Annotated in this window: 16 protein-coding genes; 12 read left to right on the top strand and 4 right to left on the bottom strand. The window is 71.2% G+C overall.

The annotated features are described in order from the left end of the window. Window positions 1-262 precede the first annotated feature (262 nt). The 9 genes from ACWD6P_RS04750 to ACWD6P_RS04710 all read left to right on the top strand — a co-directional run bounded on the left by ACWD6P_RS04750 (window position 263) and on the right by ACWD6P_RS04710 (window position 9,248). On the top strand, window positions 263-2,227 hold the full coding sequence (locus tag ACWD6P_RS04750; protein WP_451442569.1) for a BTAD domain-containing putative transcriptional regulator: 1,965 nt from the start codon (window positions 263-265) through the stop codon (window positions 2,225-2,227). Window positions 2,228-2,718: 491 nt separating this feature from the next. Beyond that, window positions 2,719-2,913 (top strand): NACHT N-terminal Helical domain 1-containing protein, encoded by a 195-nt coding sequence (locus tag ACWD6P_RS04745; RefSeq protein ID WP_451442568.1) that lies wholly within the window; start codon window positions 2,719-2,721, stop codon window positions 2,911-2,913. Next, entirely contained in the window at window positions 2,910-3,248 is a 339-nt protein-coding gene (locus ACWD6P_RS04740) for an NACHT N-terminal Helical domain 1-containing protein (RefSeq protein WP_451442567.1), read from the top strand. Before ACWD6P_RS04745 ends, ACWD6P_RS04740 begins: the two co-directional genes overlap by 4 nt. Then, the gene (locus ACWD6P_RS04735; RefSeq protein WP_451442566.1) at window positions 3,235-5,121 is read left to right on the top strand and encodes an NACHT domain-containing protein; all 1,887 of its coding nucleotides are present in this window, start codon (window positions 3,235-3,237) and stop codon (window positions 5,119-5,121) included. The genes ACWD6P_RS04740 and ACWD6P_RS04735 overlap by 14 nt, the downstream gene beginning before the upstream one ends. 182 nt (window positions 5,122-5,303) lie before the next feature. Further along, complete coding sequence (locus tag ACWD6P_RS04730) at window positions 5,304-5,540, top strand: hypothetical protein (RefSeq protein WP_451442565.1); 237 nt, start codon at window positions 5,304-5,306, stop codon at window positions 5,538-5,540. A 340-nt stretch (window positions 5,541-5,880) separates the two neighbouring features. Continuing rightward, complete coding sequence (locus tag ACWD6P_RS04725; protein ID WP_451442564.1) at window positions 5,881-6,438, top strand: DUF3291 domain-containing protein; 558 nt, start codon at window positions 5,881-5,883, stop codon at window positions 6,436-6,438. A 641-nt stretch (window positions 6,439-7,079) separates the two neighbouring features. Continuing rightward, window positions 7,080-8,072, top strand: coding sequence for a dihydroxyacetone kinase subunit DhaK (dhaK, locus tag ACWD6P_RS04720; RefSeq protein ID WP_451442563.1), 993 nt, complete (start codon window positions 7,080-7,082; stop codon window positions 8,070-8,072). 133 nt (window positions 8,073-8,205) lie between these two features. Continuing rightward, on the top strand, window positions 8,206-8,817 hold the full coding sequence (gene dhaL, locus ACWD6P_RS04715; RefSeq protein ID WP_451442562.1) for a dihydroxyacetone kinase subunit DhaL: 612 nt from the start codon (window positions 8,206-8,208) through the stop codon (window positions 8,815-8,817). Then, window positions 8,814-9,248 carry a PTS-dependent dihydroxyacetone kinase phosphotransferase subunit DhaM gene (locus tag ACWD6P_RS04710; RefSeq protein WP_451442561.1) on the top strand — a complete coding sequence of 145 codons (435 nt, stop codon included), beginning with the start codon at window positions 8,814-8,816 and terminating at the stop codon, window positions 9,246-9,248. The genes dhaL and ACWD6P_RS04710 overlap by 4 nt, the downstream gene beginning before the upstream one ends. Before the next feature lie 65 nt (window positions 9,249-9,313). Here the strand turns inward: ACWD6P_RS04710 and ACWD6P_RS04705 are convergent, their stop codons facing one another. Beyond that, window positions 9,314-10,132 carry an SAM-dependent methyltransferase gene (locus ACWD6P_RS04705; RefSeq protein ID WP_451442560.1) on the bottom strand — a complete coding sequence of 273 codons (819 nt, stop codon included), beginning with the start codon at window positions 10,130-10,132 and terminating at the stop codon, window positions 9,314-9,316. A 388-nt stretch (window positions 10,133-10,520) separates the two neighbouring features. Between ACWD6P_RS04705 and ACWD6P_RS04700 the strand changes: the two genes are divergently transcribed. Then, on the top strand, window positions 10,521-11,165 hold the full coding sequence (locus tag ACWD6P_RS04700) for an RNA polymerase sigma factor (RefSeq protein ID WP_451442559.1): 645 nt from the start codon (window positions 10,521-10,523) through the stop codon (window positions 11,163-11,165). A 2-nt stretch (window positions 11,166-11,167) separates the two neighbouring features. Continuing rightward, a complete protein-coding gene (locus tag ACWD6P_RS04695; protein WP_451442558.1) occupies window positions 11,168-11,920 on the top strand; it encodes a hypothetical protein in 753 nt (250 codons plus the stop codon). A 42-nt stretch (window positions 11,921-11,962) separates the two neighbouring features. Here the strand turns inward: ACWD6P_RS04695 and amaB are convergent, their stop codons facing one another. The 3 genes from amaB to ACWD6P_RS04680 are packed head-to-tail and all read right to left on the bottom strand — an operon-like array spanning window position 11,963 to window position 16,239. Next, a complete protein-coding gene (amaB, locus tag ACWD6P_RS04690; RefSeq protein WP_451442557.1) occupies window positions 11,963-13,522 on the bottom strand; it encodes an L-piperidine-6-carboxylate dehydrogenase in 1,560 nt (519 codons plus the stop codon). A gap of 38 nt (window positions 13,523-13,560) precedes the next feature. Next, a complete protein-coding gene (gene hglS, locus ACWD6P_RS04685; RefSeq protein WP_451442556.1) occupies window positions 13,561-15,006 on the bottom strand; it encodes a 2-oxoadipate dioxygenase/decarboxylase in 1,446 nt (481 codons plus the stop codon). A 36-nt stretch (window positions 15,007-15,042) separates the two neighbouring features. Next, a complete protein-coding gene (locus ACWD6P_RS04680) occupies window positions 15,043-16,239 on the bottom strand; it encodes an NAD(P)/FAD-dependent oxidoreductase (RefSeq protein WP_451442555.1) in 1,197 nt (398 codons plus the stop codon). Window positions 16,240-16,463: 224 nt separating this feature from the next. Between ACWD6P_RS04680 and ACWD6P_RS04675 the strand changes: the two genes are divergently transcribed. Next, window positions 16,464-17,390, top strand: a complete 927-nt coding sequence (locus tag ACWD6P_RS04675; protein ID WP_451442554.1) for a LysR family transcriptional regulator — start codon at window positions 16,464-16,466, stop codon at window positions 17,388-17,390. Window positions 17,391-17,503: the final 113 nt, after the last annotated feature.

Below are 17,503 nucleotides of genomic sequence, written 5' to 3'. Positions count from 1 at the left end.
GTCGCCGTCGCGGCCGGCACAGGAAGAGGTTCGGCGGTGCCGCTCACGACCGGCTCACAAGGCGCTCACGAGGGCCGCTTTCCGCGTCCGGCCGGGCCCGTACTCACGGGTCACGTCCATATAGTGAGAGCGTGGGCAAAGGCGGCAACCCGCCTGGGATTTCCACGTCCTTACCTTTACGAGGGCGAGCCATGGCGCGCCCGATCGGCTGTACGCACCAGAGGGCACGATGGTTCAGTTGCGGCTTCTAGGGCCGGTGGAGATGGCGACCGACGACGGCCGGCCACTGCCCCTCGGGGCGGGTCGCCTCCGTACGGTGGCCGCGGTGCTGATCAGTGAGGTCAATCAGGCGGTCCCGGTGAACCGGCTGATCGACCTGGCCTGGGACGCGGAGCCGCCGGCCCGTGCGCGGGGCGTGGTCCACAACCATGTGCACCGGCTGCGGCGGCTGCTGGACGGGCACGCCGAAGTCGCCACCCGCGGGCAGGGATACGCGCTGCTCGCCGGTCCGGGCGCGGTGGACGTCCACCTGTTCCACCGCCTGGTAGACGGCGCCCGGGGGGCCGGACCGCAGGCGGCCGTCGCGATGCTGCGCCGGGCGCTGGGGCTGTGGCGGGGCGGGGCGCTGGCGGATGTGCCGGGCGAGCGGGTGCGCCGGACGCTGGGGGCCGGTCTGGACCAGGCGCGGGTGGCCGCGCTACGGGAGCTCGGCGCGCAGCTGCTGCTGCTCGGCCGGTACGGCGAGCTGGTCACGGAGCTGACCACGTGGATCGCCGAGCGTCCGCTGGACGAGGAGCTGACGGCGCTGTTGATGCGTGCCCTGCAGGCGAGCGGCCGGCAGGCGGAGGCCCTCGATCACTACCACCGAGCCCGCCGGCAGCTGAAGGACCAGCTGGGGATCGACCCCGGCCCGGCGCTGAGCGAGGCCTATCTGGCGGTGCTCGGCGGGGGCCGTACGGCCGCACCATACGGCTCCGACCGCCGGCCGACCGCACCGTACGGATCCGATCGCCGGCCGACCGCACCGTACGCCTCCCGCCACCGGCCGCCCGCGCCGGATGTCCCCGGCCACCGCCCGACCGATCCGTACGTCCCCGACCACCGCCCGACCGAGCCGTACGTCCCCGGCCACCGCCCGACCGATCCGTACGTCCCCGGCCACCGGCCGGCCGTCCCGTACGCCGCCGCCCGGCAGCCGGCCGACCCGCCACACATCGCCCAGCTTCCCCCGGGAATCGGGGACTTCTGCGGGCGCGTACGGGAGCTCGCGGTGCTGGACCAGCACCTGGACCGGGTACCGCGGCCCACGTGTGTGGTGCTCGCGGGCGGGGGCGGGGTCGGCAAGACGACGCTGGCGGTGCGGTGGGCGCACCGGCTCACCGCGGAGTTCCCCGACGGTCAGCTCTTCGTGGACCTGCGGGGGTTCGAGCGCCCGCCGATGCGGCCGGGCACCGCGCTGTCCGCGTTCCTGCTGGCCCTGGGGGTCCCCGAGGCGCGGATCCCCGAATCCGTGGAGGAGCGGGCGGCGCTCTACCGGGCGCAGCTCGCCGGACGGCGGATGCTCGTCCTGCTGGACAACGCCGGCACGGCCGACCAGGCCCGCCCCCTCCTGCCGGCGACGCCGGGCTGTCTGGCGGTGGTGACCAGCCGGCGGAGGCTGAGCGGGCTGGTGGTCCGGGACGGGGCCGCCCTGGTGACGGTGGGGGCGCTCACCCCGGCCGACGCCCTGCAGCTGCTGACCAATGCGCTGGGGCGGCAGCGCGTCGAGGCGGACCGCGAGGCGGCCCGGTCGCTCGTCGAGCGGTGCGACAGGCTGCCGTTGGCCCTGCGGATCGCCGGGGCCCGGCTGATGGCCCACCCGGAATGGCCGCTGGAGTACTGGACCCAGAAGCTCGCCGACGAGCGCCGCCGGCTCCAGGAACTGTCCGCGCACGAGGCCGATCTGACCGTGGAAGCCACGCTCTACCTCAGCTACCGTGCGCTGTCGACCGGCGCCGCCCGGCTCTTCCGGCTGCTGGGGCTGCACCCCGGACGCCAGGTGGGGGTTCGGACCGCCGCGGCGCTGGCCGGGCAGGACATCGAGCGCACCTGCCGCTACCTCGCCGAGCTGTGCGACGCCCACCTGCTGGAGGAGCAGCCCCAAGGCCGCTATACGTGGGCCGAGTTGGTACGTATCTACGCCAAGCAGCTCACACTCGGCCAGTGTTCGGCCGAGGGAGCCCCGTGACGGCCCGCGGGTCGGGCCGCTGTCGCCGAGAGGACTCGACGAGGACGAGACGTCTGACTCCGCCCTGCCGCCGCGTGTACCGGGCAGCTTCCGCCGGGCCCCGCGCCAGCGGCTGGACTGCCGTCGTCCATCCCACCCATTCGAGGTCACCGGCCTCCACGCTGCGCTGAGCGTGGCCACCGACGCCCTGAACCTGGCAGACCACCTGGCCGCTAACTGATCTCCGCTCGCTGAGTGGTTGTCCCGCATCGGGCAACCCTCAGGGGAGACAGTGCTGCCCGGCGCGCTGCGGCAGAACGGTAAGCGGCACGGCAGACGCTGAACGCGTCTCTACCGCGGCATCGGTCGTCAGGTCTGGGAACCAAGTGCCATGGCAGCGGTTAATGGTTGGCCACCCGCTTGGACTGTTTCTCGGGCAACCCATCGCTGCATCTCCTAAGCTGCTGCCGGGCCGACGGTTGGCTGCCGTCCTCACACCAACTGGGGAGTAAATGGAAGCCGCTGCCATTGGCGCTCGCCTCGCCTCAAGCGTTGTGGCGCCGCTCATCAAGAGACTCTTCGTAGCTGACGGCCCCGGTGCTGGTTTGGTCGACAGGCCGCTGCGCGTCTCGAAGCTCGTTTCGTTCAAGGGCGAGAACGAGCCCTGTCGGACGAAGATCTGCACAAGATCGCCGAGGAACTGGTGAACCGCGCCGCCCAGTCCACCGGCGTCGAGGAACGTTTGCCAGCATACGAACAGCGTGCTGTGGCACATGCCGTAGCGGACTCGCTGAGGTCGCTCGGCTACATCGATATGGACGACGTGCAAGCCGTGCAGCTCGGGCACCTTGCGCTCTCCCGGCGTTTGCGGTCGCAGAGCCCCTCGGCCACTATCGGTTTGTCCATCGACGCGGTGACACTTCATGCGAGCGTCCTCGATACCGCGTGCCTGCACATCCTGCAGTTCTTCACCCAGAGATCAACTTTTGTGGCTCGTACGCTGATCGAACACAGCCGCCGATCACATCTTGGCCGGTCGTGACCGAGTGCTGCTCCGGGGCGTGGCGGGATCAGGGAAGACGACGCTCGTACAGTGGCTGGCGGTATCCACGGCGCGGAAGGCTCTCGACGAACGTCTGCTGTACCTCTACGGCCTGGTGCCCTTTGTACTGCCGCTGCGCACACTGACCCGAGGCGGCGCCAAACTCCCCACACCCGACGGGTTCCTGGCTGCCGTTGACTGTCCCATCGCCAGCCTCCAGCCCACGGGGTGGTTCGACAGGGTGTTGAGGTCAAAGCGTGGGTTGATCCTGGTCGACGGGATCGACGAAATCCCGGAAAGCGAACGCCAGGAGGCTCGGCGTTGGCTACAGGAGCTGGTCAGTTCCTACCCGCACAACCGGTGGCTGGTGACTTCTCGGCCTTCGGCCGTACGCCAGGACTGGTTGGTCGGTGACGACTTCGCAGAACTCGACCTTGCCCCGATGAGCCGGGAGAACGTCGCCGAGTTCATCAAGCGGTGGCACAAGGCCGCGGGCATTGGTGACCGCTATGCCGCAGACCTCCTGCAATCTGTACGAGCCAAGCAAGACCTGGGCCGGCTCGCCACCAACCCCCTGATGTACGCCCTGATCTGCGCCCTTCACCAGGACCGTCGTGGCTACCTCCCAGACGGCCGGAAGGAGGTCTATGACGCCGCCCTCTCCATGTTGCTGTCCCGGCGTGACCGTGAGCGAGGAATCTACAAGCCGGGCACCATCCGCATCGGCGAGGAACATCACATCCAGTTGATCCAGAAACTGGCCTACTGGATGATCCGAAACGGTCGTTCCGAGATGGACCGGGCCGACGCCATCGAGCTGCTGGAGCACGCACTACCTGCGATGCCGAAGATCGCCGATCAGGGAACGGCTGAGGAGATCTATCACCACCTGCTGATCCGAAGTGGTCTCCTGCGTGAGCCCAGTGCAGGTTCGATGGATTTCATTCACCGCACTTTTCAGGACTACCTGGGTGCCAAGGCTGCTGTGGAAGGTCTTGACTTCGACTTCCTCATCGCGCACGCGCATCTCGACCAATGGGAAGACGTCATCCGGATGTCCGTTGCCCACGCTCGGACCATGGAGCGAACGCGGCTGCTGACCGGTCTCATAGAACGGGGCGACACATCCGAGAAGGACAGCAGGCGCCTCCATCTGCTGGCAGCGGCTTGTTTGGAACATGCGACAGAACTGAGTCCGGGTGTGCGAATGGAGGTGGAGCAGCGAGCCGCGTCGCTTATTCCGCCTCGATCGGCGGATCAGGCGCGCGCTCTGGCTGATGTGGGCCCGGTCGTTCTGGACCTGCTTCCCGGGCCGCAGGGGCTCTCCGAAGACGAGGCCTACTTCACGGTGCTTTGCGCCACCCGTCTTGCCACCGACGCCGCGATCTCCGTACTGGCGCAATACCGCGACCTCTCAGACCTCCGTGTCCGTTCGGAACTGGCCAGGGTCTGGAGTCGTTTCGAGTGCGATCGATTCGCCGAGGAAGTCATTGCTCACCTAGGAGAGGAAGATCTCTACTTCTGCGTCTCGAATGCGCAGGAATTGCATGCGCTCCGACGGTTCGGTGGCCGTTCTCGCATCCGGATAACAGGCACGATCACTCCTGAGGAGTTCCAAACTGCCTGCGTCCGGTCCCGCCTCACTCATTTGTGGGTGGAGGCCGACTCGGGCGCCACCTGGGAGTGGCTGGCATACTTCCCGAATCTCCATACCATCACCTTCGAAAGCCCGCTGGCCAGTATCGATGTGAGCAGTCTCAAGAAGGTCAGGTCGCTGCGCACCATTCGGCTCTCCGAGGAATCCGTCTTCGTGGGATCCGAGGCTCTGCCGCCATCCACGAAAATTGTGCAAGCGTGCCTGACCACATCCTGATGGGCCGTCCGCACCACGGATTCCCGCCGATGGCGTGCGCGTGCCCCCGGGGCGAGCCCCGCGTCCTGTACGGGGCAGGTTCAAAACCTCGTGGCAGAACCTGCGCGCCTGTCCGGTGGAGGTGGTGCGGGAGGTAGAGGTAAGGGCCCCTACGGCTGCTCCGCGCTGTCGAGCGCGGCGGCTTGCTGAAGGGCTTCTACCCGCACCAGTCCTCCCTCGGTGCGAACGGGGAGATCGGTAAGAAGCTCGGCAAGGAGCTCGACAAGTCCCGGCTGCCGTCTGGGGTGGACCGGCGCCGTTCGTTCCTCGGGCATGTGAAGTCGTCGCTGCACACCAACCCGCTGGCGCCGAAGGGCCCGCACCGTCGGCATCCGGAGATGCTTCAACGCCGCTGGCGTCGCCCCGGCACACCGGCTTGAGCGGGGTCGTCGGGTCGTCAGGTCGTCGGGTTGTCGATGCTGCTTCTCGGTATTTGCTGGGCCGATGCGGACTTCCACGGCGGCAGGCAGCGCCACCGCCCCAGTGCCCGCAAGGACCTGTGCAAGAGGCCACTTGGACAGGGAAAACGCAACTTCGACATGGCCCGCAGAGGCAGCTACCTTCACCTCGTCTTCGGCGATCGCCCACGGTCGCACAGGAATTCCTTCAGGCCGGGCCACCCGCGACGGGATGAGTCGGTCATGCCCCACGAACCCTCGCCCCCATGCGTAAGCCGCCGAACCGGGCCCACACGAGGCACCCTCAACCAAGGAGAGACGCATGCCCCATCTTGCTCTGTACACATTCGGCGCCCTGAAGTCGCCTCTCGCCGATCCCGCACCTCTCACGAACGAGTTCTACGAAATTGGTGAGGCCGTCTACCGGGAGATCAGTCAGCACCCCGGATACCTCGCGCATGCTGAAGCGGCAGACGGTGTCCGGGGCATGCTCTTCGGGGCGGACTGGGGTGCATGGGGAGAATTCGCCGTACCGACCTGGTACGGCAAGGGCCGTACGGTGGAAACCACCGCCCTGGCCACGACACTCTCACTCTGGACCGACCTGCGCCCCGCCGTCGACGCCGTCTACACCGCTATGCACCGTGAGGCGCTGACCAGGCGTTACGACTGGTTCGAGAGGGCAGAGCACCCGAATTACGTGTGCTGGTGGGTCGCCGACGACGTGATACCCACCTGGCAGGACGGGGTTTCCAGGCTGGAGAACCTCCACGACCACGGCTCGGCGCCGCACGCCTTCACCTTCCACCACTCATTCGCCCCGGACGAAACTCCGACCAGGACCAAAGACATCGGGCCGAAGAGCGATCAGGTTCACTGACAAGGAAGAAGGAAGCCTGAACGGCTGGATTCGCTGTCAATCGCCCGTACCGTTCAAGCAGGCTCGACTGAATGACGGCGAACAGCAACGGCCTGGCTTTGTGCACGAGAACCCGGTTCTCGTGCACAAAGCCAAACGGCTCCGACTCCCCGTCACGGGCAGGCATGGCCTCTGTGCGGCAAGCACAACCTCGGCATGCATCCGCGCGAAGCGGACGGGCGGCTTTGCCTGAGTTTGGGCGGTCCTCGCTACTGGGCTCTCCGCGGTGGTTGCGGATTCCGTGGTCATCACTGGGCTTCCTGGAGGCGACGCAAGGTGGCGACACAAGATGACACCGCTCAGGGCACGACGACACCCGCGGATAGCAGGGCCGTCGTCGGCTCGGGGTCCGATACTTGGACCGGCGAGCCCGTCACCTCCGTGACGTCCAGAACAGGCCTGATACGCCATCAGGAGAGTCAGCATGAAGTCAGCGTCAACCCCGCCGGACCCCGCATACGACCGCCACAGACCGCCATAGACCGCTATAGACCGCCAAGATCAGAAACTGTCGGGAACCGCTCTGACCTGGGGAAATGCCGGTCAGAGGCATGACCGCCAATCGATCGCCAATCGACCACCCATCTCACCTGGAGGCACCCATGAAGATGTTGATCAACGTCGCGGAGACCGTCGTCGCCGACGCGCTGCGGGGGATGGCCGCGGCGCATCCGGAGCTGGTGGTGGATGCCGAGAACCGGGTGATCGTGCGGCGGGATGCGCCGGTGGCGGAGAAGGTGGCGCTGGTGTCGGGGGGTGGCAGCGGGCATGAGCCGCTGCACGGGGGGTTCGTCGGGCCCGGGATGCTGGATGCGGCGTGCCCCGGGGAGGTGTTCACCTCGCCCGTGCCGGATCAGATGGTGCGTGCGGCGGCGGCCGTGGACAGCGGGCGCGGTGTGTTGTTCGTGGTGAAGAACTACACGGGGGACGTGCTCAACTTCGAGATGGCGCAGGAGCTGGCGGAGGACGAAGGGGTGCAGGTCGCCTCCGTGTTGGTGGACGACGATGTCGCGGTGCGGGACTCGACGTTCACGGCGGGGCGGCGCGGGACGGGTGCGACGCTGTTCGTGGAGAAGATCGCCGGGGCGGCGGCCGAGGAGGGGATGCCGCTGGAGCGGGTGGAGGCGGTCGCCCGGCAGGTCGTTCAGTCCTCGCGCAGCCTCGGGGTGGCGCTGAGTGCGTGCACGACGCCGGCGAAGGGGAGTCCGACGTTCGATCTGCCCGCCGGTGAGCTGGAGTTGGGGGTGGGGATCCACGGCGAGCCGGGGCGGGAGCGGCGCGCGATGATGACCTCGCACGAGATCGCGGACTTCGCGGTGGAGGCGATTCTGGAGGATCTTCAGCCGCGGCTGCCGGTGCTGGTGCTGGTCAACGGCATGGGCGCGACGCCGCTGCTGGAGCTGTACGGCTTCAACGCGGAGGTGCGCCGGGTGCTGGACGAGCGGGGGGTGGCGGTGGCCCGTACGCTCGTCGGGAACTATGTGACGTCGCTGGACATGGCGGGCTGCTCGGTGACGCTGGGTCAGGTGGATGGGGAGTTGCTGCGGCTGTGGGACGCGCCGGTGCAGACGGCGGCGCTCCGCTGGGGCCGGTGAGGCACCGCGCCGCCCGCACCCTGACCCCGCCGGGCCCGGCTCCGGTGAGGTCCGTGCGCCTGCCCGGTGACCGCACAACGACTGATGGCACGACCGACGGAACGACCGACGGAACGACCTAGGAGAGTAGACCGTGTCCGAAACGGCCCTGGATGCCGCGTTCTTCGTACGCTGGATGACGGCGGCGGCCACCGTCATCGACCGGGAGGCCGACCGGCTCACCGAGCTGGACTCGGCGATCGGTGACGCCGACCACGGCAGGAACATGCAGCGGGGGTTCGCGGCCGTGGTGAAGGCGGTGGCGGAGGGCGAGCCGCCGGCGACGCCCGGGGCGGTGCTGATCGCCGCCGGGCGGCAGTTGATCTCCAGTGTCGGCGGTGCGTCCGGGCCGCTGTACGGGACGCTGCTGCGGCGTACGGGGAAGGCGCTCGGCGAGGCGGCTCAGGTGTCGGCGGAGGAGCTGCGGGCGGGGCTGAGCGCCGGGGTGGAGGCGGTGGGGCAGCTCGGCGGATCGGCGCCGGGTGACAAGACGATGCTCGATGCGCTGGTGCCGGCGGTGGCGGCGCTGGCGACCTCGTTCGACGCGGCGGCGGAGGCGGCCGGGGAGGGCGCCCTGGCGACCGTGCCGCTGCAGGCCAGGAAGGGCAGGGCGAGCTATCTGGGCGAGCGCAGCATCGGGCATCAGGATCCGGGGGCGACCTCGTCGGCGCTGCTGTTCGCGGCGCTCGCGGAGGTGGCGGAGTGAGCGCGGTGAACGCGGCCGGGGACGGCGGGAGCCCGCTGGTCGGTGTGGTGCTGGTGTCGCACAGCGGGCCGGTCGCCGAGTCCGTGGCGACGCTGGCGGTCGGGCTGGCCGGCGGCGGTGCCAAGGCGCCGGTGGCGGCCGCGGGCGGTACGCCGGACGGCGGACTGGGCACCAGCTCGGAGCTGATCTGCGAGGCGGCGCGGCGGGTGGACCGCGGTGCGGGGGTGGCGATCCTGGTGGACCTGGGCAGCGCGGTGCTGACCGTCAAGGCGCTGATCGCGGAGGGCGATGAACTCCCCGAGGGCGCACGGCTGGTGGACGCGCCGTTCGTGGAGGGCGCGGTGGCCGCGGTGGTCACCGCCTCGGCGGGGGCCGATCTGGGCGCGGTCGCGGCGGCGGCCGCGGAGGCGTACGGATACCGGAAGGAGTGAGGCGGCGGGGGCCTCCTGCGGGCAGGCCCCGCCCGATTCACGGCTTGCGGGCAGGCCCCGCCGATTCACGGCTTGCGGGCGACGGCCGCGTAGCAGGAGGCCTCCGCATCGGTGACATGGGTGGCGTCCTCGGGGCGGTCGGGGCGCCACTGGTGGGAGAGGGTGACGCCGGGGTCCAGCAGCTCCCAGCCGTCGAAGAAGCGGAGGAACGCGGCGTGCGGGCGGAACTGCACGACGGTTCCGGCGTCGGCGTAGATCTCAAGGATCTTCCGCATCGCCTCGGGGCTGAAGTCCGCCGTCGCATGGGTCATGGCCAGCATCGAGCCGCTGGGGAGTGCGGACTTGAGGGTTTCGACGACGGTGTGGGCGCGGTCGTGGCCGTCGTCGGGGACGAAGTGCATCAGGGCGTTGAGGCTGAGCGCGACCGGACGGCTCAGGTCGAGGGTGTCGAGCAGGCGCGGTGCGGTGAGGATGCCCTCGGGGTCGGTGACGTCGGCCTGGAGGTAGGCCGTGCGGCCCTCGGGGGCGCTGAGCAGGAGGGCCGCGGCGTGCGCGAGGACGATCGGGTCGTTGTCGGTGTAGACCACGCGGGCGTCGGGGGCGACGCCCTGGGCGACGTCGTGGAGGTTCGGCGGGGTGGGGATGCCGGTGCCGATGTCGAGGAACTGCCGCAGTCCGGATCGGGCCGCGCAGCGGGTGGCGCGGTGCATGAACTCGCGGTTGATGCGGGCGGCGATCAGCGCGGCGGGGAACACGCCCAGGACTTGGCCGGCGGCCATCCGGTCGGCCAGGAAGTTGGTCTTGCCGCCCAGGAAGTAGTCGTAGATCCGGGACGAGTGGGCGCGGTCCAGCTGTAGATCCACCACGGGCTCGTTTGTGCTCATTTCTGTCCGCTGCCTCCCCCGGTACGGCGTCCCGCCCGGCACCGTCCCGGCGACCAGGGGGCGCACTCTCCAGCGCTGTGCGCCCCCGATGTATACGGCACGCCTCCGGGCACGCGGCTGTGGGAGCACTGCCCGATCCACCCCGGATCATGCGCGGCGCGTGCCCCACACGGGGCGTGACGATTCGCACCGTCACTGTCACGGTTCGTCACATGCCATTGTCACGCGTAGTCATATGAATACGCAGCGGAAGATTTTTGCGTATCCCATGCCACAAACGGGCCCGTTTTCCTGTTCATTGGAGGGTGAGGGCAAACCGTCCTCCCGCTGTCGCCGGTGCTTCGGCGCCCCCGTCAGCGGTCCGCGGCGAACGGAACGAGGACGCCTCGTGAGCGGAGACCGGGACCGGCTGCTACCAGCGTGCGCCCCGGCGCACGCCTGCACCAGGGAGTTAGCCGCGCTCTCCCGCTGCCCACCCACGGCCCGCGCGCCGGGCCCGTCCGACCGGCGGCTGTCGATCACCTTCGAGGCGTTCCTGGCGACGCACGCCCGTAAGTGGCTGACGTACGCCTATCTGCATACGGGCAGCGAGGCCGCGGCCCGCGAGGTCACGCTGGCGGCGTACGAGCAGCTCGGCCGGCTGTGGCCGCACGCGCTACGGCAGGCGTCGGTCGAGGCCTACGCCTGGTCGGTCCTCAAGGAGCGCGTGGTGGAGTGGCTCTACGACCACGAGCAGCCCACCGCGCTCACCGAGACCGCCGCCTTCGCCGTCGTCGCACAGGCGCTGCTGCGCGAGTGCCAGCAGCAATTCGCCATGCTGGAAAGCCAGTTGGGGCTCTACTCGGCCATCGCCCGGCTGCCGGAGCGGCAGTGCGACGTGATCGTGCTGCGGCATGTCATCGGCTACAGCGATGCGCAGATCGGAGGGCTGCTCGGGGTCGACGAGGTCACCGTCCGCTCCTATGCGAGCCGCGGCAAGCGCAAGCTCGCCGCGGCGCTCGGCATCGACCAGGGGAACACCAGGGGGAACTGACCATGCCGCAGCACCGCCCGGCCGGGCGCCGGGAGACCGTCGAGACGCTGCTGAGCGCCGCCGCCGCGGTGTCCGGAATCGACGGCCTGGCCGGCTTCTGTGACCTCGCGGACGCGGGCCCGCCCCGCGGCCCCGGCCCGCGGACCGTCGCCCTGCGCGCGGGGGCGGACGGGCCACGGGCGACGGTGCTGCCGGTGCGCACCGACCGGGGCGCGCCCAGCGGCTACCCCAGCGCCCGCGACGAGGCCACACACGAACTCCAGCTGGCCTGCGCCCTGGTGGTCAACGCCGCGGCCGCGGCGTCCAGCCTGGAGCGGCTGGTCAACGACCACCACATCGACCCCGAAGGCGCGCTGGTCTTCGCCTGTCTGCTGCACATCACCGGACGCTGCGACGCGGCGCACTTCTGGTGGCACTTCGGCGCCGGCGCCGGCAGCCGGACCGCGGCCTACTGTCTGTACCTCTCCCACCGCCGCAACGGCGAGTACCGCGACGCCGCGTACTGGCGCGAGCAGGCCGCGCACACCCCCGACGAGGAGCGCCCGCCCGTGGCCGCATTCGACGAGAAGCAACTGCTGCCGGACGCGGCCCGGCACAACCTCCTGGTCCAGTGGCACAGCGGGCTCGCCCCCGCCCTGCCGACGGCCCTGGAGAACGTGATCAACCGGCTCGTCGTCGACAGCGACGACGAGGACTTCGGCGAGATCCCCCGTCCGTCCCCCACCCTCGTCCGGGACCTCGGCCGGGCCACCTAGGACCAGCCCGACGGGTCAGGGCCGGGCCGTCCGGTGCGGCGCTCACAGGAAGCTGACGCCCTGTGCGAGCGGCAGATCGGCGGAGTAGTTGACGGTGTTGGTGGCGCGCCGCATATAGGCACGCCAGGCGTCGGAGCCCGATTCGCGGCCGCCGCCGGTCTCCTTCTCGCCGCCGAACGCGCCGCCGATCTCCGCCCCGGACGTGCCGATGTTGACGTTGGCGATACCGCAGTCGGACCCGTCCGCGGCGAGGAAGCGTTCGGCCTCGCGCTGGTCGCGGGTGAAGATGCTGGAGGACAGCCCCTGCGGGACGCCGTTGTGCAGCGCGATCGCCTCGTCGAGGGTGCGGTAGGTCAGTACGTACAGGATGGGCGCGAAGGTCTCGGTGCGGACGATCTCGGTCTGCTCGGGCATCCGGACGAGCGCCGGCCGGACATAGGCGGCGTCCGGCGCCTCGGCCTGGAAGCACCGCTCGCCGCCGGCCAGCAGCTTGCCGCCGCAGCGCTGCGCCTCGGCCAGCGCCTCGGCCATCGCCGTGTGGGCGGTGGTGGTGATGAGCGGGCCGACGAGGGTGGCCGGGTCGAACGGGTCGCCCAGCGGCAGCTGTCCGTAGGCGTGCACGATCCGCTCGACGAGGCGGTCGGCGACGTCCTCGTGGACGATCAGCCGGCGCAGCGTCGTACAGCGCTGGCCCGCGGTGCCCGCGGCGGAGAAGACGACGCCGCGGACCGTGAGGTCGAGGTCCGCAGACGGGGTGACCACGGCGGCGTTGTTGCCGCCGAGTTCGAGCAGACAGCGGCCGAAGCGGGCGGCCACCCGGGGCGCGACCTGCCGTCCCATCCGCACCGAGCCGGTCGCGCTGACCAGCGCCACCCGCGGGTCGTCGACCAGCTGCTCGCCGCAGGCCCGCGCGCCGAGCAGCAGCCGGTGCACCCCGGCCGGCGCGCCGGTGTCGGCGGCCGCGCGGGCGAGCAGCCCGTCGCAGGCGAGCGCGGTGAGCGGGGTCAGCTCCGACGGCTTCCAGACGACGGTGTCGCCGCAGACCAGGGCGACGGCGGTGTTCCAGGACCAGACGGCGACGGGGAAGTTGAAGGCCGAGATGACACCCACCACGCCGAGCGGGTGCCAGCTCTCGGACAGCCGGTGGCCGGGCCGTTCGCCGGCGATGGTCCGGCCGTAGAGCTGCCGGGACAGGCCCACGGCGAAGTCGCAGATGTCGATCATCTCCTGCACTTCGCCGAGCGCCTCGGAGCGGATCTTGCCGGCTTCGAGGGTGACCAGGTCGGCGAGGTCTTCGCGGTGTGCGGTGAGGAGTTCGCCGAGCCGCTTGACGAGCGCGCCGCGCCGCGGGGCGGGCACGGTGCGCCAGTCCTGGAACGTACGGTGCGCCTCGCCGATCGCCTCGTCGGTCTGCTCGGGGGTGGTGGCGGGGAGGTGGGCGAGGGTGTGGCCGGTCAGCGGCGTACGGGCGAGGACGGTGTCGGCCGCCCGGGCCGCGTACGTGTCGAGGTCCACGCCGCAGCGGCGCAGCGCGGCTGCCGCGCGGGTCCGCAGGGCGGCGATGTCGGGGAGGCGGTGGCCGGCGGAGGGAGTGGCGGGCATGCGGGACTCCTGGGGAGGGTGGGTGAGGTGGACGGTGGTCAGCGGGCCGGTGCGGTGCCTGCAGGGTCGGTGTCGATGAGTTCCCCGTCGTCCAGTGCCCGCAGCGCCGCGCTCGCCTGGAGGGTGAACAGCGCCTGCCGCAGGGAGTGGTCCTGCTGCTCGGCGCAGAGCGCGAACGGGTCGTGCACCGGCCGGCCGATCGCTTCGGCGAGGCGGTGTGCATCGAAGGGATCCCCGGCCAGCTCCGCGTCGCGGGTGCCCTCCTCGGTCAGGTTGGAGCGGAAGATGCCGGCGGCGGAGCGGGGCAGGAAGTCCTCGTAGACGAGGGGGTGGGCGGTGAGCCAGCCGTGGGCGAGCAGGCCGGCGAGGTCGGCGGGCGGGCGCCGGCCGTCGAGGGGCCGGCCGGGCGCCGGGCGGTAGGTGAAGAACGCCTGGTGTGTGACGGCGAGTTGGTGTTCGGTGGTGGGGAAGCCCTGGCGCCACAGGGCGCGGGCCACCTCCTGGCGGTCGGCGCCCGGGCTGTGCGCCGTGCGACGGTCCGTCTCCGCCATGAGGTGGTCGTAGCGGGCCCGGCCGGCGCGGGTCAGGGCGATGCCGCGGGCCTCGACCTCGCCGAAGCGGACCCGCAGCGAACCGTCGGTGAGGGAGCCGTCGGCCTCGCGGAACGTGCGGGGTTCGGCCAGCGCCCGGAAGGAGGTCTGGCGCAGCAGGACGTCGGGGCCCTCCCAGCGCGGGGGTCCCTGGATCCGGTCGATCATGGTGATGCCGCGCTCCCCCATCCGCCGGTAGAGGGCGTCGATGTCCAGGACGCGCGGGGTGAGGTGGTTGATGTGGGTGGCCGTCACCCCGCCGATGTCGGCGGCGACGGCGGAGACCCGCTCCAGCTCGGCGTACCAGGCGCGGTCGACGGGCTCCGGGGAGAGCTCGAACGCGGCGACGGCATGGGCCAGGAAGCGTTCGGCCTGGTCCTTGGGGAGTCCGGCGTCGGCTTCGGCACGCTCGGCGAGGGCGAGCAGCTCCGGCGGGAAGAGCTGCCGGCGGGCGAGGAAGGTGTCGAGCCGGGATGCCAGGCCGGGGTCGAAGAAGCGGCGGTCGGCGGTGGTCAGCAGCGAGGTGAAGACCCGGAACGGGTTGCGTTCCAGCTCCTCGGCGGCGAGGGGCCTAAAGGCGGTGGAGACGACGGGTACGGCGCCCTCGTCGCCGTCCCGCAGGTCGTAGAAGCCCACCGGATGCATACCGAACGCGGCGAAGATCCGGGCGACCTGGCGGAGCTCGCGGGCGGTGCCGACGCGGATCGCGCCGTGGCGTTCCGCGGTGACCCGGCTGATGCCGCCGAGCCGGCCCGCGTCCGGATCCCGGGCCGCGACCTCCTCGTTGACCTGCCCGGTGACCTCCAGCAGCGTGGTGTACGCGGGGACTTCGGTGCCGTACATGGCGGACAGCCGGCGGGCGAACGCGGCGCGCAGTTTCCAGGTGGGGACCATATGCGGCTCCGTGGCGGGGTGAGGTGGCGGGCGGGGTCAGATGATGTGGGCCTCGGGGCGGGCTTGTGGGCGCGTGCCGTCGTGGAAGCGGCTGGCGGAGAGCGGGCCGATGTCGAGGAACGGCTCCCGGCCCAGGTAGAGGTCGCGCAGGAGCTCCCCGACGGCGGGGGCCTGCAGGAAGCCGTGGCCGGAGAAGCCGGTGGCGTACAGGAAGCGGCCGGGGCTGCGGGCCTCGCCGATCAGCGCGTTGCGGTCCGGGGTCATCTCGTAGAGGCCGGCCCAGCCGTCGACGACCGGGAGGCGGGCGAGTTCCGGTGCCCGGCGGGCCGCCGCGGTACGGAACGGGGCGAGCCATTCGCGGCTGAACTCGCAGGGGAATCCGGGCTGTTGGCCGGGGTCGGACAGGCCCATGAGCAGACCGCCGGCGCCGTCGTTGTGGAAGTAGAGGGTGGAGTCGAAGTCGAGGGTGAAGGGGATGCGGGGCGGTGCGGGGCGCAGCGGTCCAGTGAAGGCGATCTGCCGGCGCAGCGGGGTGACGGGGAGGTCGACGCCCGCCATCGCGCCGATGGCGCCGGACCAGGCGCCCGCGCAGCAGATGACGGTGGGGGTGCGGACGGTGCCGTGCGGGGTGCGGACCGCCTGGAGGGCGCCGTCGGCGGTGTCGAGGGCGGTGGCCGGGCAGTGGGTGCGGACGGTCACGCCGAGCCGGCGGGCGGCGCGCAGGTAGCCGGTGACCGCGGACCGGGGCAGGGCGTGGCCGTCGGTGGGTGAGAAGGCGGCGGCGACGATGCTGCCGGGGTCGATGTACGGGCACAGTTCCCGGGCGCCGCCCGGGGTGATGATGCGGCTGGGGACGCCGTGGGCGTTCTGGGTCGCCACGCCCTCGGTGAAGAGGTCCAGTTCGCGTTGGTCGCCGAGGAGGAAGAGATAGCCGACGCGGTCCAGTCCGATCTCGGCGCCGGGCCGCCGGGCGAACTCCCGCCAGGCGTCGAGGCTGCGCAGGCCGAGCCGGATGTTGAGCGGGTCGGAGAACTGGGCGCGGACGCCGCCGATGGGTTTGCCGGACGAGCCGGACGCGGGCCGGTCGCGCTCCAGCAGGAGCACGTCGGTGACGCCCGCCTCGGCCAGGTGGAATGCGACGCTCGCCCCGATGACACCGCCGCCGATGATCACGACGTCGGTCTGCTCGGGGAGGGGGACCTGGGCCTTCGCCGAGGCCGGGGTGGGAGCCATCCGGGCCGCCTTCCCGTCTGCTGGTGCCGGACAGGGGGATGGGGATGTCGGGTTCGCCGGTGCCGGTGGCGTGCGCTCCACCGGTGGTTCAGATGGTGACGGGCGGGCCGTGCCGCGTCCATCGACGGTCGCTGGAGGCGATCTGTTAAGAGTTCTGGGCGCCAGGGGGTTTGGCAAGGCGGCACACGGACGGGCGGAGCGGGGCCGCTGGGTAGGGTGCCGCCATGGATTTGCCAGGGGCCCAGCTCAGGACGCTGCTGGAGCTGACCCGGAGCGGCACGATGACCGCGGCGGCCGCGGCCCTCGGCTATACGCCGGGCGCGGTCTCCCAGCACATCGCGGCGCTGGAACGGGCCACGGGCCGGGAGCTGGTCCGGCGCACCGGGCGCCGGGTGGAGCTGACGGCCGCCGGGCACACCCTGGCCGCCCACGCCGAACGGATCCTGGCCGCGCAGGCGGAGGCGGTAGCGGCGCTGGAGCGCGGTGACGGCGAGCTGCGGGCACGGCTGCGGCTGGGGGTGTTCGGTACGGCGGCCGCAGTGCTGCTGCCGCCGGCGCTGCGCCGTCTGGGTGCCCGGCATCCCGGTGTGCGGGTGGAGAGCCGCGAGGTGGAGGTGGACCAGGCGTACGCGGAGGTGTGCGCCGGGCGGGTGGAGCTGGCGCTCGGGCTGGACTATCCGGACGCGCCGATCGTCCGGGACGGCGCGGTGGAGCTCGTACGGCTGCGCTCCGAACGGTTCTCGCTCGCCGTACCGAGCGGACGCCCGCCGTGGGACGCGCCCGGCAAGGACCCGGGCGAGCGCGCCGCGCCGCGGTGGCTCGCGGAGACCGCCGACTGCGACTGGATCCTGCCGGCGACCGGCTCGTACTACGGCCGGGCGGTCCGCGCCGCGTGCCGCCGGGCGGGCTTCGAGCCGCGGGTGGCGCACGAGGTGACCGACACCGCCACGTCACTGGCGATGGTCGGCGCGGGGCTGGGCGTCGCACCGCTGACGGAACTGATGCTGCGGCTGCGCTCCCAGGACATCACGCCGGTGCCGCTGCGGGACACGGTCGTCCGCCACATCGTGGTCGCGGTCGGCGCCACGACGCGACGGCGGCCGTCGGTGGCGGCGCTGATCGACGCGCTGCGGGAGGGGGCTGCGCCGTAGGGGGTGGGCGAACACATCCCCTAGATGATTGAGTCCGATGTCTTCAGTGGTCGTACGCGATCAGTGAGCGTTTGGCTGGTGTGCCTGCGGTCCAGTTGTGCCAGATGGCGGTG

This window comes from Streptomyces sp. NPDC002446, from assembly GCF_053595675.1.
The sequence above is the reverse complement of the archived record's forward strand: the minus strand, read 5'-3'. Positions and strand labels throughout refer to the sequence as shown.

Coding starts and splice junctions, on each gene's coding strand:
- ACWD6P_RS04680 (WP_451442555.1), bottom strand. CDS start 16,239: ATGGCTCCCACCCCGGCCTCGGCGAAGGCCCAGGTCCCCCTCCCCGAG.
- ACWD6P_RS04750 (WP_451442569.1), top strand. CDS start 263: ATGGCGACCGACGACGGCCGGCCACTGCCCCTCGGGGCGGGTCGCCTC.
- ACWD6P_RS04745 (WP_451442568.1), top strand. CDS start 2,719: ATGGAAGCCGCTGCCATTGGCGCTCGCCTCGCCTCAAGCGTTGTGGCG.
- ACWD6P_RS04705 (WP_451442560.1), bottom strand. CDS start 10,132: ATGAGCACAAACGAGCCCGTGGTGGATCTACAGCTGGACCGCGCCCAC.
- ACWD6P_RS04725 (WP_451442564.1), top strand. CDS start 5,881: ATGCCCCATCTTGCTCTGTACACATTCGGCGCCCTGAAGTCGCCTCTC.
- dhaK (WP_451442563.1), top strand. CDS start 7,080: ATGAAGATGTTGATCAACGTCGCGGAGACCGTCGTCGCCGACGCGCTG.
- ACWD6P_RS04695 (WP_451442558.1), top strand. CDS start 11,168: ATGCCGCAGCACCGCCCGGCCGGGCGCCGGGAGACCGTCGAGACGCTG.
- hglS (WP_451442556.1), bottom strand. CDS start 15,006: ATGGTCCCCACCTGGAAACTGCGCGCCGCGTTCGCCCGCCGGCTGTCC.
- ACWD6P_RS04675 (WP_451442554.1), top strand. CDS start 16,464: ATGGATTTGCCAGGGGCCCAGCTCAGGACGCTGCTGGAGCTGACCCGG.
- amaB (WP_451442557.1), bottom strand. CDS start 13,522: ATGCCCGCCACTCCCTCCGCCGGCCACCGCCTCCCCGACATCGCCGCC.